Below are 20,654 nucleotides of genomic sequence, written 5' to 3'. Positions count from 1 at the left end.
AGCGGGCACAGATACCGCTCCATTTCATAGGCCGGTGGTTTCCCCGAGTAGGAACCGCCGGCGTTTTGTTGATATCTGAATCTTAGTGCTGTCGGCGATACAGCAGGTGAGTCTTCTCCGAAGCGGGACCGTCGTAGTCAATCTGCAAGTAACGTTCGCGAAGCAACTGCGAATTCAATATTGCCTGCGAGGTTGGGTAGTCCCGCGCAATGAATATCCAATCGGCTCGAACAGAGTCAGCAAATGCCAGCTGTTCGTTCCTGCGATTGTATTCGATGACTTGCGGCGAGACCAGACCATCACGATCAATTATCTTCCCGCGAAAGTGATAACCAAAGTGCCCGATATCTTCCGCGAGCACGGTGTCGTTGGCGTCCACATGGGCGTTCAGGTATTCTGCTGCGGCTATGTGGTTGGATGAGTACCAGGCCATCTCGCTGTTCAACGCGGAAATCTTAGCGTATGAAACGGACGCCAAGGAAATTGCAATCGCAATCGAAATGTAGAGCATGATACCCTGAAGTTTGAATCTCCGTCCGAGCATCGCACTACATCTCGCGAAAACTACAAAAATCAACGGTAGCGCAGGCGCACCATACCAATAGAAGATTCTCGGCGAGAAGATCGCCAGACCTGCCACCAATCCGATGGCAGTGAGTGCGACCCAGGCAATCCGGTCTTGCTTCATCGCCAGCCAGATTGTTAAGCAAATCAACACTCCATAAGCAATTAGTCCCAGATCCGGACCGAGAGTCATCAATTCGCCGACCCGATCGAAAACATCAGTCCCGGCTTTTTGGTATAGTACCGCTTTTGCACTTAGTGAATTTGGTATCGCTGTCCCGAAGTAGGAATAAGCGAAAACGAGCCAGCCGCTGATGAGCGCAATCGGTAATGCGAAGGCTCGCCAGATGCGCGGCGCGCGCTCCACAAATGCGACGAACATGACGACTGCGAACAATCCGATTCCCTCGGGGCGCGTTAGTGCTGCGACACCAGCAGCTATGGCTGCTGTTTGGTAGTGTCGTCGAATTAGTTGATACAATGTGAGCACGATCAACATCGTGAACAAAGCCGTCTCGAGTCCGCTGATGTCGCTGATCAAACTGCGCGGATATAGCGAGTACAATATCGCAGGAAGAAACGCGGCCGGCCCTGCGCAACTTTCTTGCCCGAAACGAGCGAGCGCAAATGTGGTTACACCGGCGCAGATGATTGAGATTGTGATAGCTGCACTCGGAACTGGAATGCCTAATACGGCAAGACCTGCGAGCAGAAGAGTAAACAAGGGCGTCGTTGTTCCGCAAACTCGCTCTCCTATATTATAGACGAAACCATTTCCTGCTGCGAGGTTCTCGGCATAACGAAACGTGATCAGCGCATCATCGACCTGATAGTTGGTAACAAAATACACGACAACTCGCGCGAGTACAGCTAACGCTACGAGTGCGAAGACTGCCGTGGTGTTATTGCGGTTCGGTGTGTTCATGGATTCTGCTCAATAGATAGCGTCGAGCTTCGGGCAACGATTGCTGAAGGCGATACTTCGTGAAGCCGCCATTAAGCTGCTGTTCGCTTAGATTCCACGCGTCCATGATAACCGGATCAACGATCAGGTGCTCAACGCCTCGCGAGTCAGCGTAGCTTTCGAGAAACGATATCGACTTATTCCCTCCAGCAGCGCGGTCAGCGCCCCACCATGATTGAATGATGAAGTTGCCTTGTTGCATGAAGACAAAGTCAAATGGCGCCATTACCAATGAGGCTGGCTGCATTTCCTTTGCCATTATCGCATTCACTTCAATTTGATTCACTTGTTTAGGGATGGCTTCATAAACAAGCGCGAAACATCCATAAGCTATGAATAGCACTGACCATACTCGGAACGCCGTAGCGGCATGACGTTGCCAATTCGACATTGGATTTGAAATCGCGAAAGATACTTGAGCGATAATGATCGCCATGAACGGTACAATCGGAATCATGTAGCGAGTGAACTTCGGCAGCGGCGAAGCTGCAAGTACAATGGCGGTGACAGTTAGGTAAATGAACAAGAAGCGGTTCTTGCGCCAGACGTCGCCGCGCACAAAGGGAAGAGATAATAAGAACAAGACGGTCAGTCCGATCACTTCCGGTTTGCGCAAGATTCGTTTATGCTCGGTCAATAGGTTAACGAGCGGTTGCCACCAGTCGAAGCTGAGAGCGGTCGTCATCAGCGGATTGTGAATGGTCTGTTCTATGAACAATTCACGATCGGTGAAGTAGCCTGAGGCATAAGGAGAAAACCCGATCACGCCAAAAACCAATACGAAAACTGCCGCTGTCAACTTGCGGTCAATCAGCAAGGCGACAAATCCGGCAATCACAAAGACAAATCCGAACGCATGAGTCAGCCCCGCGAACCCGGCAAACAAACCAGCAAGCGCATAGTAGGCAAGATTCTGAGTCTGCCTTGCTTTCTCGATAGTGAAATAGCTTAACACCCCGAATAGCAGGAGGAGCGACTCTGGGCGGAATTCGAGCATTTGGAGCCAAAATACCGGAGTGAGGAGCAAGATTGCGACCACCTTCCAACTCAAGACCCGATCCTGTCCTTGCCTTAACTGCCAGAATAGAATTGCCAGCGATAACAAACCGGCGAGAAAGGCAATACTGCGGAGTTGATAGAGTCCCCAACCGGCGATCTGTGACGCCCCTAATCCGCTCCACACCAATAGCTTATGATACACGACAATCTCTTGGTCCAATGGGGGGCAATCTCGAAAAAGCTCAGATTCGATGTGTCCGGTCTGATCCAAACTCCAGATCTGCTGACCGATCCAGGCCTCGTCATTGTGTATCTGACGGCTCCAAAACGCCAAAATCAGCACCAAAATAGCCAGTAAACACAGGGCTAAAGTGAGCCGATGCCGGGTAATGTCGGATATTTTGTTGTCTGCCATCTACTGGGAAGATACATTTTAACGGTCAATTTACAAGAAAACCGACTGGTAAACGGGGCTAAATTGCCCTTGATTGTCGTAATTGGGCGAGATTTGCCCATAATTCAGCACATAAAATTCGGAAAAACTGTTGCAGTTTTTGCGGTTGGGTTGTATAATGTGCATGAGGTTCGCCTCAGTTGTGTATCGACAGGGGAAGCGCTTGACTGATTCCATTGGGTGTATCAGTGAAGTAGGAGAGGACTGCTTCCCCTCGTTGATTTTTTTTAAGGGGTCAGAATTAATCCAGAAGTTGAAACAAGAGCAAAGACAGAGTGAAATTCTGCGTTCGGTCGGTTTATCTGCGCCGCACTTACCTGAATCGATAGTAGCTGTACATGTGATCGAAGATAGGCAACCGATTTGTCGGGCTGTACCAATCGCCGACTTCCATTAACTTGGCACCCATCTTTGATACCACCGGAATCATTCCAAAGGGATTGAACATTCCGCCGGATTTGAAGAATCTATGCTGCAATTCGAATCCGCTTTCGCCGAGAATCTGATCAAGTCGCTTTCTGCTAATGAAGTTGAGATGCTGAGGTGGACAGTACATGTGCCAGCGTTTTCCGACTGCGTCAATTAGCTTGCGTTTGAGACATTCCCTCGTTGGAATCATAATCGCAAGTACGCCACCCGGTTTAACCAATTGCGACAGCTTTGCAAGAAATGCAGACGGAACCTCTAAGTGCTCAATCACCGCATAACAGGTAACCACATCAAACGACTTCTCGAATTCAACTTTTTCCAGATAGTTCTGATGAATCACCAAACCGCGCGATTGTGCAACCTGTGCCGACCGCGTCGAAAGTTCTACTCCCACTCGGAGAATATCGGAGGGCCAGTGCATCAAGAAATCACCGGTACGACAGCCGACGTCAAGGACGGACCTGGGAGGCGAACTTGCGTACTCCTTTATTACTTGCGTTTCGCGTAGCCAATAGCGGGACTGCTTGAAAGTCCCTTCATAGATTTCCGCCTTGGATCCGGCTACTTCAGCATAGAGTTTTTCGAGATCGACCGCATGTTGATGCAGGTCAAAAAATGCCGACGAGCAGCCGCGACATTCGTATAGTGCATACTCGAAGTCAAAATGCGGACTCTTGACATTCTGGATAGATTCGACCTGCTGTGAACCGCAGAACAGACAGATCACTTAAACAGCTCTGATGCCTTGACGATGACGATATCTTCCGGCAGGAGCTTCAGGTCGAGACTCTTGATCTCATCGTTTATCGACTTTAGTTCACCCTCTTCCGAGCCTGAAGGCAGTTCCAATACAGTGTCCAGCGACAACAACTGTTGTTTGGCGAGTTCACCGTTTGAGACCACGGCCACAATCAGCACACTTTGAGGAAATAGATTGTCAAGCGCCACAGTTTGCAGTTCACTGCGCGGCACTCGATTGATATTGTGCTTGAACTTGTCAACAAACTCAGGGAGATTATACCATTTTTCATCGAGCCGCATCCCGAGTTGCCGGTCTGGAGTCTCCATCAAGAAGGCAAAGTTATTGGCAACGTAATCCTTGGTGCGATCAATCTCTTCAGCAGCCAGCGGATTGGTTGTGAGCTTTGTCATTTCAGATAACATCAATTTAATACAGAACTCAAAGTTCGACTCTTTGGGGTAGGTCCACATCTGGAAATACTGATCATTGCGGACAATTCCATTATCCATCAACTTCGACCAACCCAGCGGCCTAAAGTGCTCGATGTAAGCGTAGGCACCATAGGCCAAGCCTCTTTCAGCGCGGACAGTCCGGAAAAGCCGGCCGAACATCTCACGATGTTGGCCAAGATAGCAACCGAGCAATCGCATCGGATAGTACTGCGGTGACGTACGGTTGTCCTCCAACACGTGGCCAATTCTCAGATGCGACTGAGTGCGATTTTCCTTCTCGACCAGAATCACCTTCGGCGTCTTGGCAAGTTTAGGAGCGACATCTGATCGCAGAACTCTTCCTGCCGGAAAATTCCCGAGGTCGGTTTTGAAACGTTCGATAAGCGAATCATCCACATCTCCGCCAATACCGGCCAGCACATTGCCGCGGACGAAGTTGGCGTGATAGAATTCGACGGCGTCGCGGCGATTGAAATTGCGTACAGCTTCAACGGTACCTTGCACTGCATGACCATAGCGATGGCCCTCGAATGCGGCATTCTCGAATACGGTCTGCGACAACAGCGCGTCATCTTCGCGAATTCGACCGATCTCTTCAATCTGCTTCGCGGTTGCTTTTCGAACCTCATCCTCTGGGAATGCCGGTTCCGTCAAGATTTCGCGAAAGATGCTATAGAATTCACCGGCGTTTTCGGACAATGTTCTTCCGGTTATGACGACGACTTCTTTATCCACGGCGATATTGATTTCAGCGCCAATCTGATTCAGTCTGCGATCGATTTCAGCGCTCGAGAGATTTCGCGTACCTTTGTCAAGGAGCTTGGCAGTAAAGTATGCCAATCCCGGTTGGTCAGCCGGATCAAGCGCCGAACCGGCATTTATCATGACCCGGTAGTAAATCACCGGCAGTCCCGGTTTCTTCAGAACAACAATCTGATCATCTGCTACTGTACCGCATCCAATTGAGAAACCGGCCAATACCAAGACGATAACGGCAAGGAATAGCGCCAAACCAGTCTGAAAACTACGGCTGGATCGACGGAGATTACTCTTCGAAGCATTTTCGATCTTTCTCATGGTCACTCCTTAAATCCCGCTCTTTGGCACAAGCGTTACTACTGTTCTATTGGTTGGCGCGAAGACTTCCGAAGCGAGACTGCGTATTTTCTCTGCTGAAACGGAAGCATACAACTCGAAGAGCTTCATCAAAGTGCGATAGTCGTCGTTGATAACCCGGTGTACACCCAATGATGATGCAATACGTGACGGGCTATTGAGACCGAAAATCATACGAGCACGCGAGTTGTTCCTGGCGCGATCCAATTCCTCGTCAGAAATCGGAGTTGAACTTATGACGCGCAAGGCACTGTAAACAGAATCAATCACGGCCGTAAGGGATGCGCCTTTTCGCAATCGTGCAGAGATAACTTCGATGCCGGGGTCTTTGCGCATTTCGCCGTCTCCGCCAATCGATTCGACGAGCAACAGTTCATCCTTCAGCAATCGGGTGAGCCGTCCGGAGTTGGAGAAGAGCACCTCATTGATCAGGTTGATCGCCGCAAGGCTTTCCAGATCTTGTTTGGTGGATGGCAAATGGAACGCGATTCTCATCAGCGGCGAAACCTCGTCATCCTTCCAGGTGAAGCTCTTAGTTCGCTCGCCTGTTTGTGCAGGCTCGGGCAGCACAAGTGACGTGTATGCTTCACCCTGCTTCCAGTCGCCGTAGTATTTCTCGACCAACTTCTTGGTCTCTTCGACGACAACATTGCCGGATATCACCAAAATGCAATTGTTGGGCACGTAATGACGATTCTTGAATTCAAGTCCGTCGTCTGACGTCATGTTTTGTTCAAGGTCTTCTTCCCAGCCAATTACCGGATGGTGGTAGGTGTGAATCGTATAGGCGAGCCGCTCCAATTCAACACTCAAGAAGCCATCCGGATCATCGACGACTCCGCGACGGCGCTCTTCCTTGACAGGCCCAAGTTCGGTGCGAAATGTCTCATTAGTGAAGATCAAATTGCGGATTCTGTCGGATTCGATGTCCAGCATCTTGTCAAGGAAACGAGATTCAGCGTTCAAGAAGTACGCTGTATAGTCGTTGGTCGTCCAGGCATTGGTTTCGGCGCCCAGCGGAGAAACGGCATCAGAAAACATCGGATACTTCTCCGTGCCGCGAAACATCATGTGTTCGAACACATGCGCCAACCCGGTGACTCCGGCGCGGTCCTCATCGCGCGAACCGGCATTGACAAATGTGAAGACGCTGACTGTAACAGCCGTTGTGTCTGGTGCGATCAGCACTGTTAAGCCATTACTGAGTTTGCTTTCGTCGACTGCGAGGTCAAAACCTGCCGCCATTGACTGAGCGAAAGCTGTCAGTAGTAAACCGGTTAATATTGCCATGAGTAGGCGCATCTGCGTTGCTCCGTTCGATAAAAGAGAATAATTGCCTTAAGCTAAATCGTACCGGCTCGTCGGTCAAGCATTAATGGGCTCACTTTCCCTTGAACCCGCCATTCAGATGCTTCAAGCCGCCAGATTCTGGACTCCTGCGTCGATTTGAAAGAAAGGCAGCCGTGGTTTTGACGAGAATTTCGAGCCCAAAGTGAGCCGCCCCGCTTTCGTTTTTCATGGTAGAATCGTATACTATTCTTGTGAAAGTCATTTCCCTCCTAATCGCGATCGTTCTTACTGCAGCGATATCACTTCAGGCAGCTACCTTCCGGTTCACGCCGGCTGTTGATTCGCAAGACAAGGAAATGCGCCTGGTTCTGGAGGTCGCGGCTTTGCGACTTGCCAAAATGCTGGGTATATCCTTCAATGACACGATTGACATTGCAATAGTCCAAAGCCAGGAGGAGTTCGACGCCCTGGCCGGCGGCAAGATCCCCGAATGGGGCGCAGGCGCGGCAATACCTTCGCGTAACCTGATCATTCTGCGTCAGCCAATGATGAATCGCTATCCCGGCAACACGGCAGACCTACTGCAACATGAGCTGGCGCACATCGCTTTGAGTCGGAAGGTCAATACGGCGCGTCTCCCCAGATTTATCGATGAAGGATTTGCCTCGTGGTTTGCCGGTGAGTGGACATTTGCCCACGTCACCACTGTTGCTTCCGCGCAGATAACGAAGTCAATCCTGCCGTTACGCGATATTGATGACGTGAATCGGTTTCATCAGGGCGAAGCGAATCTGGCGTATGCGCAGAGTTATTTAGTAGTCAATTTCATATTCACTCGCTACGGCGAATTGGCATTTCTCGACCTGCTGGACGCCTTTTCTGCCGGTCAGAATATGAGCGAGGCGTTTCACAACACTTTCGGAGTTTCGTTCTGGCGATTCGAGTCCGACTATCGCAAATTCCTGTCGGACAATTACACGTTGTTTGCTATAATCTCCGACATGTCGGGACTCTGGATCATACTTGCTTTGATTGTCGTTTTCGGGTGGATTGTCATTCGCAAGCGCAAGAAGACGGCTATTGATCGCTGGAAAGAAGAAGAAAAGTACCAAAGCACCGACTTTGACTATTCCGGATCGGACGATGAGCCATGGAAAGACTCTGAAGAAGATTCAACACGTTATTGAGTATTTGTTTGTCCGCGCCTTTCACCTGCTTGTCAACTTAACGCCGGACAGATTAAAGAAACCCTTTGCCGGCTTTCTTGCTGGTGCCGCACGATTACTTACGACAAGTCGTGTCGAAGTAGCCCGTCGAAATCTGAATCTGGTGTTTTCCGAGTCGACTCCCGCCGAGTTCAAGCCGATTATTCGTGCAGTCTATCAAAACATTGCAAACAACGCCTTCGATGTAGCGGACGCCAAATCGGCATTGGCGCGGATCAATACACCGCCACATGCACTTTCTCAACTTGAAGCGATTAGGACCATATTGTCTACTGGTCGTCCAGTCGTGTTTGCGACTGGTCATATCGGGAATTGGGAGATCCTCGGCCAGCACATCGGTCGCGAATTCAAAGAGTGCCGCTTCGTTGCGCAGGAACAGAGCAACAAGCTGGTAGACCGCTATATCAACCAGTTGCGCATTGCCCAAATGGAGAATAACACCATCATCCATAGCCATGCTGCAGCGAGAGAACTTCCGCGTGCTCTCAAAAACGGCGCCCCGATTCTCTTGGTAGCTGACCAGGATGCCGGAACCGAGGGAGTGATTGTCGACTTCATGGGTACACCGGCATCATATCATCGCGGAATTGCATCTTTCAGCTACCATTATAATGCGCCTTTGGTACCCATATTTCTAATTCGCAATGGCGAGAAACTGAATCTAACAATTCCGGCTATTGTCGAACCGAATCGAAGCGCTCCACGAGAAGAGGAGATAAGCCGGCTACTCGGTGCCTTCTCTGCACATCTTGGCGATGCTGTCAGACGTTATCCCGGGCAGTGGCTCTGGACGCATCGACGCTGGAAGTCCACAATTGGCAAATACTGAGAAAATCGGACGGTTCTCACGTACGTCTGAATTGGACTTGACAGCCCGCCCAAACTGATCAATATTCGTGAATAACATTACACTGTCATACCAAGGAGGCAACAGAGTGAGTATGAATAAGAAATCCGAATTGTCGCGCCGCCTGATCATCGTGGGTCTATCAAGTCTGATGCTGATTGCGACCCTCGTCGGTTGTGGGAAGAAAACTGAATCGACGCTTCCGCCCGTTAACGAGGAAGTCAAGGCACAGGATGCGGCAAAGCAGTCTGATGCGGCTGCCGGTGCGGCTTCCGATGCAGCCGCCGCAGCGGAAGAGCAGTCGTCATCCGGATGGGTGATTAAGGATCTAATTAATGTCCGCAGCAAACCCAGTACGACGTCAGATGTGGTGGCGCAATTGCCGCGCGGCACCGAAGTCAAACTTGTCGAGTTGACGGACAAGTGGTGGAAAGTGCAACTTGCCGATGGCCGAACCGCTCATGTTTATGAGACGCTCCTGACTACCGAGCGTTATGTCGATCCGTGGACGAGATTCAAATTTGACGCCAGTCGCGTCGATCCGGCGCTTAAGATCATTTCGGGCGTTGCCGGCATTGATGGGGAATCCCCTTCTGCTGCAATGACGGTATCTGCTGATGAATGGAACTCCCTCGCGGCTGAAGACCAGCGCAAGACTGCGGTATCAGCATTCAACTATTGGAACGATTGCCTCAAGAAATGCGGATATGACCCGAAATCGGCGGTCATCGTCTTCCGTGATGCTGCAGCAAAGGAACTTGGCCGAGTTCAACTGGCAGCAGGCAAAGCTGAGTTTAAGGCTGCGCAGTAACTATCGCCCTTGAAGGCTCTTGTATAGATCCATCATTTGGCGAGCGACAGTCTCTTCACGGAATTTCTGGGCGTGTGTGTAGCCCCCGGATATCATCTTAGCCCGCAAATTTGAATCGCCGAGGACTTTTCGCAAGGCCTCGGCGATTTCTTCTGAGTTTTTTGAATTAACATAGATACTCGCCGGACCACCGGCTTCGTTGAAACAGCCGCCTTCTGACGTTATTACCGGCGTTTTGCTCCATAGTGCCTCAAGTATCGGATTGCCGAAGCGTTCAAAATGCGAAGGATATACCAATGCTTGCGCCATCTGGTAGATTGCGGGAAAGTCAGAGAAGGCGACGTCGGATCTGATCTGAATGCGGTCGCTCATGCCGGAGGATTCCACGAATCGTTCAACTTCTTTTTGATAAGCAGTGCCGCGTCCAAGCGCGACCAGAAACAAGTCGTGTGTTTTCCTAAGGGCGGCGATTGCCTTGACCAGCCCGAGGAGATTTTTGCGCTCTTCAATCGAACCAACGTAGAGGACGAATTGCGAGGGAAAATTGTAGCGCGAACGCACTGCGGACTTTTCGTTTTCGCCAACAGACTGCGAAAAACTCTGATCGCAGTTTTGGTAGATGACGACAATCTTCTTTGGATCCGTCTTGTAGAATTCCACGATGTCGCTTTTGGTTTGTTCACTAACTGCGACAATAGCATCCGCCACGCGGCAGGCGTAGCGAGTCTTGATGTCATAGATTCGGCGGTCCAGGCCCGGATAATACTGCGGGTAACGCTTGAAGATCAGGTCATGAACCGTGACGATCTTCGAAGTTCTGATTCGACCTATGCCAAACGGCAGTTCGTTGCTGAGCCCGTGGAAAACGTCAATTTTATCGCGCTTAATATCACTGCAAACTCCGAACGACCTCCAAATGCCGCTAAGTGTTCCAGCATAGATCCCTTTCGGAACCGAGATTGTCGCGTTTGGGGTGTTCTTGAGGAAATCCAGTCGAGGATTTTCACTCAGCCCGGGAGAATACAACTTGAATACATCTTGCGGGTATTGGACAGCCAGCGTCCTGATCAGTGTTCGCGAGTAGTTGCCCAGGCCGGTCATGTTGAAGACCGCCCGTTTTGCATCGAATCCGATTTTCATAATCGTCATATGATATCGATTCGCACGAGCCAAGTCAATCTTCCAAGACGTTGCTCCCGGTCTTGATATTGATTAGATTTGATTGATGTCAACGAAGCGAGTTCGAAAGATTTCCGTAATCGGCACAATCAACCGCGACACAGTTGTTCGCCCCGATGGATCGCGCTCGCAGGGATACGGTGGAATACTCTATAACTTGATTGTTCTGTCGCGGTTGGGAGGGGATAGGCTGATCATCGTGCCGGTTGCGAATATCGGTCGCGATCACGACAAGAAAATTCGAGCAATTCTGCAGAAATTGCCGCAGTTACAACCATTCGCACTTCGAACAGTAAATGCTCAGAACAATCATTGTCTGCTCAAGTATCAAGATGCTTCCAATAAGACAGAAAAACTATCTGGCTGGGTAGGTGGTGTGAGCCGGAGTCAGTTGCGAAGTGCTGTTGACTCGGACTACATCTTGGTCAACTTCATTTCCGGAAGTGACATTTCAACTTCGAATCTAGCTTGGCTCCGCAGCGAATCGACAGCACAAATATACATAGACTTCCACTCGCGCACTCTCGGTCGCCACGCCGATGGTACGCGCTACCTTCGGCGACCAAAGGATTGGCGGGATACAGTTCGGTGCGCAGATTATCTGCAGATGAATGAACTTGAGTTTCGGCTGCTATCGAGCCTGACGCCATCCTCCGAAAATTGCCGTCGATTCATGACCGAAGAAATGGCCGATACAGCGAAAGCGCTTCCTGGTAACACTTGGAAGTGACGGCTGTATCGCGAGTTGCCGACGAGGCTCTCGAATTGTCTCGCGACGGGTTGAACCGAAAACTCGAAGCAAGGTAATCGATACTACCGGATGTGGCGATGTGTTCGCGGCGGCATTTTTGTCGGCATCGTCTGCAGGGTTAACGATAATGAAGGCGGCAAGGATTGCTGTCGATGTCGCAACGTTCCGGGCAGAAAATAGCTCGGTTGACGATATCGATTTTGGCCGATTTCGAGCCGTGACATAGCTATGACAGTTTCAGCTTGAGACAGTATTGATGTAGATTCTATCGTATCAAATGCATCCTCTCGATGAAACTTATAGTGCCGCAATTCGTAATTATATCCGGGTGGCGGATGTCAAAACGATTCGCTGTGGAAGGACACAAATTGTGAGAATTAGAAGTACAGTCAGCATTTTCGGAATCGCCCCGGCGGCGCTGGTCGTTCTTGCTTTAGCAGTAACGGTATCAGCTGAAAGCGTCCAATTTGTCAAGGTGCGCGATTTTCGAAAGGGAGAGCTGTACTGCAAGGGATTTGAAGTCAAGAAACCAACCTCAATACATATTAGTGCAATTGGCGCAGCTTCCAGCAATGATCAATACCTGTCTGCATACGCGTGGATAATTCCGGCTGGGAACCTTGAGCCAGTATGGATCATGGATGACAGCAATACCGATGAAGCCGAAGCCGATGACCGGCTGCGTGAATATGACCGAAATCTTGAGCTTGAACCGGGCCAATATCAGGTCTACTACTACGCAGGACCAGTCAACAGCTGGGACGGGGTGAATTTCTCACTCGATTGGGATCAATTTAAACAAGCACTCGAGGATGTAAAAAAGGAGCTTGGCAATAAGGCGGAAGATCTGGCCAAGCTTGAGAAGCAGTTAAAGGAAAATAATTGGAATGTGACTATCGATAGTGATTGGTCTCATGAGATGGAAGAGCTGCTTGCCGAGTATCGGCTGGAAATCAGCGGCGACAACAATGATATCCGCAGCACTACATGTTCCTTTACTTCTGACCGCGTTATAGCCGAAATACTTCATCCTGATCACGAGCAATATACTTCTGTGGGATTCTCGCTCGCTAAGCCGATGGACATTGAGGTCCAATGCATCGGCGAGATTCCCGACTGGAGCGATTCCTACGCCGATTATGGCTGGATCGTCAATGCTGACACAAGAAAGCGCGAATGGTCGATGTCAGACGAGCATCTTCGCTGGGCAGGCGGCGGCGAGAAAAACAAGATGGCGCGCCGGACCTTCCGTTTGGACAAGGGTAACTATCTACTCTACTACGTAACTGACGATTCACACGGCTATGATGATTGGAACTGCCCACCGCCCTACAATCCTGAAGCTTACGGTGTACGTGTAACCGCTGTCGCCAAGAGCGATTTGGCGTCGGTCTCGACTTATCGAGAAACGACTTCGCAAATGGCTCTGCTTTCGATCGTTCGTGCGGGCGACGACTTCATGGAGGTGAAGCCCTTTCGCGTCAAACAAGATTGCGATGTTCGGGTCTATGCCCTTGGTGAGTACAGTTCAGGCAGCGGCGATTTTGCTGATTATGCGTGGATCGAAAGACTCGGTGACTCAAGACCATTCTGGCTAATGCAGGAGCGTAATACGGAGTCAGCCGGCGGAGCCAAGAAGAACCGCCTGGCTGATGAAGTCGTGACTCTTCCAAAAGGCGATTATGTCTTGGGGTATGTCACAGACGATTCACACGCCTACGGCGCGTGGAATGCCGGGGCGCCTTATGACCAAAAGAATTACGGTGTTACATTGTTCGCTGCCAACAGCTCTTTCGATCGTTCGTTGATATCAGAACTTCAGGAGGAGGCTGAGTCGAAAGACGTTTTGGCAAGAATTGTCCGGGTTGGCGATGATGCCGACGAAACCACTTCGTTTACATTGGACAAACCCACCCGTGTCCACGTAGTCGCGATGGGCGAGGGCTCAGACGATGACATGTACGACTACGGTTGGATAGAAAACCTACAGACCCGCGACATCGTATGGGAAATGACCTACCGCAAAACAAGTTCTGCCGGTGGCGCTGACAAGAATCGAATTGCCGACACGCAAATCTATCTCGACGCCGGGACCTATCGACTGCACTACGTTTCGGATGGATCACACTCATTCGGAAACTGGAACGCAACAAAACCAAGGAATCCTCAGTATTGGGGAATTTCCGTTATGCGCGCCGAGTAGGTAACGCTTTACACAGCAGCAGTTTATGGTGAGTTGTTGCTGTCGGGACGCTTCGCTGATTCCTAACGATTCTATTACTTCTGCCGATAAACCTACTATGTACAAATCCATAAATGGTGGCTAGGAATGTATCTATGACGCAAGTTCTGAGTCAAGCGGCAGTGACTCCATTTGGAGTCCTCAAGACAATTCGATACATGGTAAACTCGACCCCGGAGTTTCTCGAGGTAATCCATACTGTCAACGGTATCGTTGGAACCGCGAACCGCCCCGAAGATGTTGAACTGATTCAGCAGCTTGCCGTTTTTTCTGTCATTCCGTTACCGCATTCACAGTCTAAGTTCATTGCATGTTTCGAGATTCCCAGTGATCTCCTCGGACACAACAGCTCGCGGAAAGCTGTTCAACTCGACTATTCCGAGTATGCCAACAAAGGGCACTTGCCGCAGATCATCAATAAGCAGCCCAACGTACTGTTCATTTACAATGTCAAGACGCTCTTCGACATCAACTTCTCGCTATACCAATTCGAGGCGACATTAGCCCCGACCATACCGCAATCGCAATGGATGCGAGTTCGTCGTTCCACTTCGATTATGGTAAGCCCCAGCGAGGTTGTAGGTACGCCGTTGCGTATGGTCATTGCCGCCGAAGCCAATCCGGCTTTGCCGATAGTGCCACCGGCAAGCTGATAAAATCGACCACATCGTCTCTTCAATCCCTTGGAAAAACCAGATATTTCCAACACTTCATTTCGTATAGATGTATATTCCCGTCAGGCGAATCTGTTCGCAGACGCGATAGGGCACCAGCTTCGGCGTACGACAATCAGGAGAGACGAGAAATGACATCGAAATTAGAAGAACTATACGCAAATCTGATCACTCACATCGGAGAAGATCCCAATCGTGAGGGCCTGAAAAAGACTCCTGCTCGCGCTGCTCGCGCCTTTGAATTCATTATGAAGGGCTATGGCGAAGATATCGGCGCCATTATCAATGATGCATTGTTCGAGTCGGATACGCGCGAACTCGTCGTTGTCAAAAACATCGAGCTCTATTCAATGTGCGAACATCACTTGTTGCCGTTCTTCGGAAAATGCCATGTCGGATATATCCCTGACGGAAAGGTGCTCGGGCTATCAAAGGTTGCCCGCGTAGTTGACGTCTTCGGCAGAAGGTTGCAGATTCAAGAGAATCTCACCCGCCAGATTGCAAACACGATCCAAAGATACACAGGCGCAATTGGCGTAGGCGTGGTCATCGAAGCGCAACACCTTTGTATGATGATGCGTGGTGTCGAGAAGCAAAATTCGGTAATGGTCACATCGTCAATGCTCGGGGAACTTCATGAAGATCCAGCTACAAGAGCCGAGTTTCTACACTTAATCGGTCGTTAGACTCTAAAATAGGACTCAAAGTCCCTCCAACGGTTCAGTCCTTCTTGTTGAATCCCAAACAACTTCGCCATTATTTGTCTCACATTATACCGTGACTTTGTGAAATATTTCTCTTGACAGTCACCGGCAAAGTCGATTATTTTCATCGTCGATAAAAACATCGACGATGAGCCCGAGTTGCAATGCCATCCAGTTGACTCCACGGCAATCCTCGTCGATGCTACCCTCCGATTTTGAGTACTTATATTTTTTGAGGTCGTATGACTGAAGCAATCAAGGCCTTCTCGCCGTCTGAGTCCGAGTTGCGTGCAGCATTCTGGGGACAGGTAGACACCTTTCCAGATGGGCACAAGATCAAGAAATGCCTCCAATGCGGAACCTGTACCGGTGCCTGCCCAGTGTCTGAATTCATGGATATCACGCCTAGACAGACCGTGGCGATGTTCAGGGCTGGGAGGTTAGAGGACATCCTTCGGAGCAAGACGATCTGGATTTGCGCTTCCTGCTATTCATGTACTGTCAGATGCCCAGCCGGCATCAAAGTCACTGACACAATGTATGCTCTGAAACGAATCGCCATGCAGCGAAACATTTATCCGGAAAACTTTCCCGTCCATAGCTTGTCATCGACATTCATGAACAATGTCTACAAGTATGGGCGCAATTATGAGCTCGGTCTCGGCGTGAAGTACTTTATGCGGTCACAGATTGTGAAATTATTCACGACGGCCGGCTACGGGCTGGCAATGATCAAGCGCGGGAGAATGGGGTTACTTCCCAAGCGAATCAAGCGCGTGAATCAAATTCAAGCCATCATCAAAAAAGCTAACGAATTTGGAGATATGTGATGCCAGAATATGCCTACTATCCCGGGTGTAGTCTCGAACACACTGCAAGTCCGTACGACAAGTCAACTCGCGCCGTGTTCAAGGCACTGGGAATCGGTCTGAAGGAAATCGAGGACTGGAATTGTTGCGGTGCAACGATGTACATGTCGGCAAAGAAAATCGTTGGTTACTCGATCAGCGCTCGCAATCTCGCCTTGGCTCAAGAAATGGGCCTTGAGATTTGTGCCCCGTGCAGCAGTTGCTACACGATTCTAAGAAAGACCAACAAGCAAATTGCCTGGAATCCCAAAGAAGGCAAGAAAATCAACGAGGCACTTGCTGCCGCTGGACTCTCATACACCAAGCCGGTCAAGGTGCGGCATCCTCTCGATATTCTAATCAATGACATTGGAATCGAGACAATCAAGAAATCGGTTAAACGTCCGCTAAGGGGACTCAAGGTTGCTCCTTACTACGGCTGTCAGATTGTCCGACCTGACGGTTATTTCGACGACAAAGACGATCCCCAGACGATGGACATACTAATCCGCGCCCTCGGTGCGGAAGCAGTGAACTACCCTCCAAAGGTGCGATGCTGCGGCGGAATGTTGATGACAACTAACGAGCAGATTGCCGAGAAGCTTTGCCACGAATTGCTGTTAGCAGCGGCAGAGAACGGCGGCGAGATCATAGCAACTGCCTGTCCGCTTTGCCACGTCAACCTCGAAGGGTTCCAAGGCAAGATCAATACGCGTTATTCAACCAGCTTCAATATCCCGGTGATCTACTTCACTCACTTGGTCGGAATTGCTTTGGGTTTGTCACCTGAGGAATTGGGACTCGACAAATTGCTAATTGAGCCCACCAAGTTGATGGCAATGAAAGATGTGGTGACCGTATGAACCAATCGCAAAATGGATCAGAAATCCGTGTTGGCGTCTATGTCTGCCACTGCGGAAACAACATTGCCAAGATGGTTGATGTCGGCAAAGTCGTTGATATGGCTTCAACGCTGCCCGGTGTGGTAGTCTCCCGCCAATACAAATTCATGTGCTCGGAGCCTGGCCAAGAGTTGATTCAGAAGGACATCAGAGAACTCAAGCTGAATCGCATTGTCGTCGCAGCCTGCAGTCCGCTTATGCATGAACCGACTTTTCGCAAGGCGTGCGAAGGCGCAGAACTCAACCGCTACCTTTTCGAAATGGCGAATATTCGCGAACAAGTCAGTTGGGTGACGCTTGATCCCAAAGCCGCAACCACCAAAGCGATTGCACTCGTCAGGGCGGCAGTTGCGCGAGTCCGACTTCATGAGCCGCTCGAAATGCGCCGCGTTCCGATCAAGAAGCAAGTACTGATTGTCGGCGGTGGTATCGCCGGGATTGAAGCCGCTCTTCAGATTGCCGACGCCGGATTCAAAGTGATCCTTGTCGAGAAAGAACCGACGATCGGCGGACACATGGCGCAATTCGACAAGACATTCCCGACACTCGATTGTGCGGCTTGTATTCTGACTCCGAAGATGGTCGCTGTTGGCAAGCATCCCAATATCCGACTTCTCACCTGGACTGAAGTTCAGGAAGTCTCTGGATATCTGGGCAATTTCACAATCAAACTCAAGAAGAAACCGCGATACGTTGACGCCACGAAATGCAATAGTTGCGGCGCATGCTTCGAGGCTTGTCCAAGCGTTCCGACGCCGACGCGCCGTCGCATGATGCTGGGCGATCGAGTTTACCGAGAAGGACGTTTGCTTGATGTTCAGGACAAGTGGCGGATGGGACCGAAACATGATCTTTCAATTCTGACCTCGGCTCAACCGATGCCAGAAATCGATCTACTGCCGGCGGAGGTGAAACAGTCATGACGACTATGATTAATACCGAGCAGGAAGGCTACGATGTTCAAGAAGCGATTGATCAGATTGTCGCAGAGTACGGCGCCAAGCCTTCGGCGCTCATAATGATATTGCAGGACATTCAGAAGCATTACCGATACTTGCCGGAGTCCGCTCTTCGGGCTGTTTCAAAAACGATGAAACTACCGCTGGCTCAGATTTATGGTGTGGCGACGTTTTATCGAACATTCAGTCTCAAACCCAAAGGCAAGAATCACATTTGTGTATGCACCGGTACCGCGTGCCACGTTCGTCAAGCGACCGTCATAGTTGATAAACTCGAGCGCGACTTGAAGATCATGCCCGGTGAGACCACACCAGACGGCGAAATCAGCCTTGAAACCGTCAATTGCCTCGGCGCATGCGCACTTGGGCCACTGGTGACTGCGAATGAAGTCTACTACGGCAACATGACCGTATCGAAAACCGAGACAATGCTCAACGATGTTCGCGCCGGGCGGGTTCGTAAACCAGAGGAGGCGAAGTGATGTTGGAAATTAAGCTTCAATCTCCTAAGGACTTGGCAAAACTGCGCGAGAAGATTCGCAGTGATCGAAATGCGAACAAGACGGTACTAACAGTCTGCGCCGGGACCGGCTGTCTGGCATGCGGCTGTGCGGCAGTAACAAAGGTGTTTCGTGAAGAGATTGCCAAGGACCACATGGAAAACGAGGTCGAGATCAAGACCACCGGTTGCCATGGTTTCTGCGAGCGCGGCCCATTGGTTGTCGTTCAACCCCAGGGCATCTTTTATCAGAAAGTACGTCCGGCTGATGCGAAACTGATCTGGGATCAGACAGTCAAGGGCGGGCATCTGGTTAACAAACTTCTCTATCGCGATCCGCAGTCGCAACAGGTCATAAAGCTTGAGAAGGATATTCCATTCTACAAAAAGCAGATGCGCCTGATTTTCGGGCGGAACGGATTTATGGATCCGACGTCAATCAATGACTACATCCTGCTTGGCGGCTATCAAGCAATGGTTCAGGCGCTGACGCAAATGAGCCCGGAGCAGGTAATTGATGAAGTCAAGAAATCCGGATTGCGTGGTCGCGGAGGCGGTGGCTATCCCACGGGCAGAAAATGGGAGTCGTGTCGGCAGGCCAAAGGCGAGCCGAAGTATATCATCTGCAACGCTGACGAAGGCGATCCGGGCGCGTTTATGGATCGCTCGCTACTCGAGGGCAATCCGCATATGGTCATCGAAGGGATGGTCATTGGCGCGTTCGCAATCGGTAGCAGCGATGGATTCGTCTATGTCCGCAACGAGTATCCGCTTGCCGTAAAGAATCTGACCATTGCCATGCACCAAGCACGCGAGTATGGACTGGTAGGGCAGAACATCCTCGGGACCGGGTTCAATTTCGAGATCGAAATCTCCCGCGGCGGTGGAGCGTTTGTCTGCGGCGAGTCAACTGCGCTGATGGCATCGCTGGAAGGAAAGGTCGGAGAACCGCGCGCGAAGTACATCCACACCGTCGAGGCCGGGCTCTGGGAGAAACCGTCCAATTTGAACAATGTCGAGACGTGGGCGAATATCCCAGTCATCATTGAAAAAGGTGCAGAGAAGTTTGCTGCCATTGGCACAGCCAATTCGAAAGGTACAAAGGTCTTTGCACTGACCGGCAAGATCAACAACACCGGTCTTGTCGAAGTACCGATGGGAATCACGCTGCGCGAAATTCTCTACGACATCGGCGGCGGTGTCCCGAACAAGAAACGATTCAAAGCTGTTCAAACCGGCGGGCCGTCCGGCGGCACTCTGATTGTGGAAACATCGGAATCCTCTGTTCACGCCAGCATGGTTGCCCACGGCGATATTCGGGAAGAGGATGAACCAGTGAGCCTTCTCGATTTGCCTGTGGACTTTGATGAACTCACCAAAGCCGGTTCGATGATGGGATCCGGCGGCATGATCGTGATGGATGAAGATTCCTGTATGGTCGATGTCGCGCGTTACTTCCTGAAATTCCTGCAGGAAGAATCTTGCGGTAAGTGCGTCCCGTGCCGCGAAGGCATTGTCGTTATGCTCAACATCCTCAATAAAATCTGCGAAGGCAACGGTACGATGGAAGATATCGAATATCTCGAAGAACTCTCGCAGGTAATCATCGATACCAGCTTGTGCCAGCTCGGAGGTTCGGCGCCAAATCCGGTGCTTTCGACAATCCGTTATTTCCGCCAGGAGTACATCGCGCACGTTCGCGATAAGCGGTGTCCGGCGGGTGTCTGCAAGGAACTGGTGGCTCACGCCATCGATAACACTTGCACTGGCTGTCATGCTTGTGTCAAGCCGTGTCCGACCAATGCGATTGTCGGCGAGCCCAAACGTCTGCACATGATCATTCAGGACAAGTGCATACAGTGCGGCGCGTGCTATCAGATTTGTCGCTACAACTCGATCAAACGCGTCAAGCGCGGAGAGGGCGACAAGATTCAGCAGCGCGCACGGGAGATTTGGCAGCCCAAGGAAACCGCGAAACAACCTTCGGGCGTGGCATAGGAGA

Annotated in this window: 18 protein-coding genes; 12 read left to right on the top strand and 6 right to left on the bottom strand. The window is 50.6% G+C overall.

Features of this window, described 5'->3' with window-relative positions; all coding sequences use genetic code 11:
• Positions 1 to 82: 82 nt before the first annotated feature.
• The 5 genes from IPH59_15430 to IPH59_15410 form a co-directional block, all read right to left on the bottom strand.
• A complete protein-coding gene (locus tag IPH59_15430) occupies positions 83 to 1,489 on the bottom strand; it encodes a hypothetical protein (GenBank protein ID MBK7093083.1) in 1,407 nt (468 codons plus the stop codon).
• Positions 1,467 to 2,942 (bottom strand): glycosyltransferase family 39 protein, encoded by a 1,476-nt coding sequence (locus IPH59_15425; GenBank protein ID MBK7093082.1) that lies wholly within the window; start codon positions 2,940 to 2,942, stop codon positions 1,467 to 1,469. Before IPH59_15425 ends, IPH59_15430 begins: the two co-directional genes overlap by 23 nt.
• Positions 2,943 to 3,294: 352 nt before the next feature.
• On the bottom strand, positions 3,295 to 4,137 hold the full coding sequence (locus IPH59_15420; GenBank protein ID MBK7093081.1) for a class I SAM-dependent methyltransferase: 843 nt from the start codon (positions 4,135 to 4,137) through the stop codon (positions 3,295 to 3,297).
• Positions 4,134 to 5,681: an insulinase family protein gene (locus IPH59_15415; GenBank protein ID MBK7093080.1), complete on the bottom strand. Its 1,548-nt coding sequence runs from the start codon at positions 5,679 to 5,681 to the stop codon at positions 4,134 to 4,136. The genes IPH59_15420 and IPH59_15415 overlap by 4 nt, the downstream gene beginning before the upstream one ends.
• A gap of 9 nt (positions 5,682 to 5,690) precedes the next feature.
• Positions 5,691 to 7,022 (bottom strand): insulinase family protein, encoded by a 1,332-nt coding sequence (locus IPH59_15410; protein MBK7093079.1) that lies wholly within the window; start codon positions 7,020 to 7,022, stop codon positions 5,691 to 5,693.
• 239 nt (positions 7,023 to 7,261) lie between these two features.
• Between IPH59_15410 and IPH59_15405 the strand changes: the two genes are divergently transcribed.
• The 3 genes from IPH59_15405 (at position 7,262) to IPH59_15395 (ending at position 9,894) form a co-directional block, all read left to right on the top strand.
• The gene (locus IPH59_15405) at positions 7,262 to 8,197 is read left to right on the top strand and encodes a hypothetical protein (GenBank protein ID MBK7093078.1); all 936 of its coding nucleotides are present in this window, start codon (positions 7,262 to 7,264) and stop codon (positions 8,195 to 8,197) included.
• Entirely contained in the window at positions 8,154 to 9,065 is a 912-nt protein-coding gene (locus IPH59_15400; GenBank protein MBK7093077.1) for a hypothetical protein, read from the top strand. Before IPH59_15405 ends, IPH59_15400 begins: the two co-directional genes overlap by 44 nt.
• Positions 9,066 to 9,177: 112 nt before the next feature.
• On the top strand, positions 9,178 to 9,894 hold the full coding sequence (locus IPH59_15395) for an SH3 domain-containing protein (protein ID MBK7093076.1): 717 nt from the start codon (positions 9,178 to 9,180) through the stop codon (positions 9,892 to 9,894).
• Here the strand turns inward: IPH59_15395 and IPH59_15390 are convergent, their stop codons facing one another.
• The gene (locus tag IPH59_15390) at positions 9,895 to 11,067 is read right to left on the bottom strand and encodes a glycosyltransferase family 4 protein (protein MBK7093075.1); all 1,173 of its coding nucleotides are present in this window, start codon (positions 11,065 to 11,067) and stop codon (positions 9,895 to 9,897) included.
• A gap of 52 nt (positions 11,068 to 11,119) precedes the next feature.
• On the opposite strand from IPH59_15390, the gene IPH59_15385 reads away from it, so the two are divergent.
• From IPH59_15385 to IPH59_15345, 9 genes are all read left to right on the top strand, one after another.
• Positions 11,120 to 11,803 carry a hypothetical protein gene (locus IPH59_15385; protein ID MBK7093074.1) on the top strand — a complete coding sequence of 228 codons (684 nt, stop codon included), beginning with the start codon at positions 11,120 to 11,122 and terminating at the stop codon, positions 11,801 to 11,803.
• On the top strand, positions 11,766 to 12,050 hold the full coding sequence (locus IPH59_15380; protein ID MBK7093073.1) for a hypothetical protein: 285 nt from the start codon (positions 11,766 to 11,768) through the stop codon (positions 12,048 to 12,050). The genes IPH59_15385 and IPH59_15380 overlap by 38 nt, the downstream gene beginning before the upstream one ends.
• Before the next feature lie 144 nt (positions 12,051 to 12,194).
• Positions 12,195 to 14,027: a hypothetical protein gene (locus IPH59_15375; protein MBK7093072.1), complete on the top strand. Its 1,833-nt coding sequence runs from the start codon at positions 12,195 to 12,197 to the stop codon at positions 14,025 to 14,027.
• 565 nt (positions 14,028 to 14,592) lie between these two features.
• A complete protein-coding gene (gene folE / locus IPH59_15370) occupies positions 14,593 to 15,426 on the top strand; it encodes a GTP cyclohydrolase I FolE (protein ID MBK7093071.1) in 834 nt (277 codons plus the stop codon).
• 260 nt (positions 15,427 to 15,686) lie between these two features.
• Positions 15,687 to 16,274 (top strand): 4Fe-4S dicluster domain-containing protein, encoded by a 588-nt coding sequence (locus IPH59_15365; protein MBK7093070.1) that lies wholly within the window; start codon positions 15,687 to 15,689, stop codon positions 16,272 to 16,274.
• Positions 16,274 to 17,155, top strand: coding sequence for a CoB--CoM heterodisulfide reductase iron-sulfur subunit B family protein (locus tag IPH59_15360; GenBank protein ID MBK7093069.1), 882 nt, complete (start codon positions 16,274 to 16,276; stop codon positions 17,153 to 17,155). Before IPH59_15365 ends, IPH59_15360 begins: the two co-directional genes overlap by 1 nt.
• The gene (locus tag IPH59_15355) at positions 17,152 to 18,117 is read left to right on the top strand and encodes a CoB--CoM heterodisulfide reductase iron-sulfur subunit A family protein (GenBank protein MBK7093068.1); all 966 of its coding nucleotides are present in this window, start codon (positions 17,152 to 17,154) and stop codon (positions 18,115 to 18,117) included. Before IPH59_15360 ends, IPH59_15355 begins: the two co-directional genes overlap by 4 nt.
• The gene (locus IPH59_15350) at positions 18,114 to 18,635 is read left to right on the top strand and encodes an NAD(P)H-dependent oxidoreductase subunit E (GenBank protein MBK7093067.1); all 522 of its coding nucleotides are present in this window, start codon (positions 18,114 to 18,116) and stop codon (positions 18,633 to 18,635) included. Before IPH59_15355 ends, IPH59_15350 begins: the two co-directional genes overlap by 4 nt.
• Complete coding sequence (locus tag IPH59_15345; GenBank protein MBK7093066.1) at positions 18,635 to 20,650, top strand: SLBB domain-containing protein; 2,016 nt, start codon at positions 18,635 to 18,637, stop codon at positions 20,648 to 20,650. Before IPH59_15350 ends, IPH59_15345 begins: the two co-directional genes overlap by 1 nt.
• Positions 20,651 to 20,654 lie beyond the last annotated feature (4 nt).

The organism is bacterium, assembly GCA_016708315.1.
Classification (GTDB): domain Bacteria; phylum Zixibacteria; class MSB-5A5; order CAIYYT01; family CAIYYT01; genus JADJGC01.
Note: the sequence above shows the minus strand (reverse complement) of the source record. Positions and strands in the feature narration are given on the sequence as shown.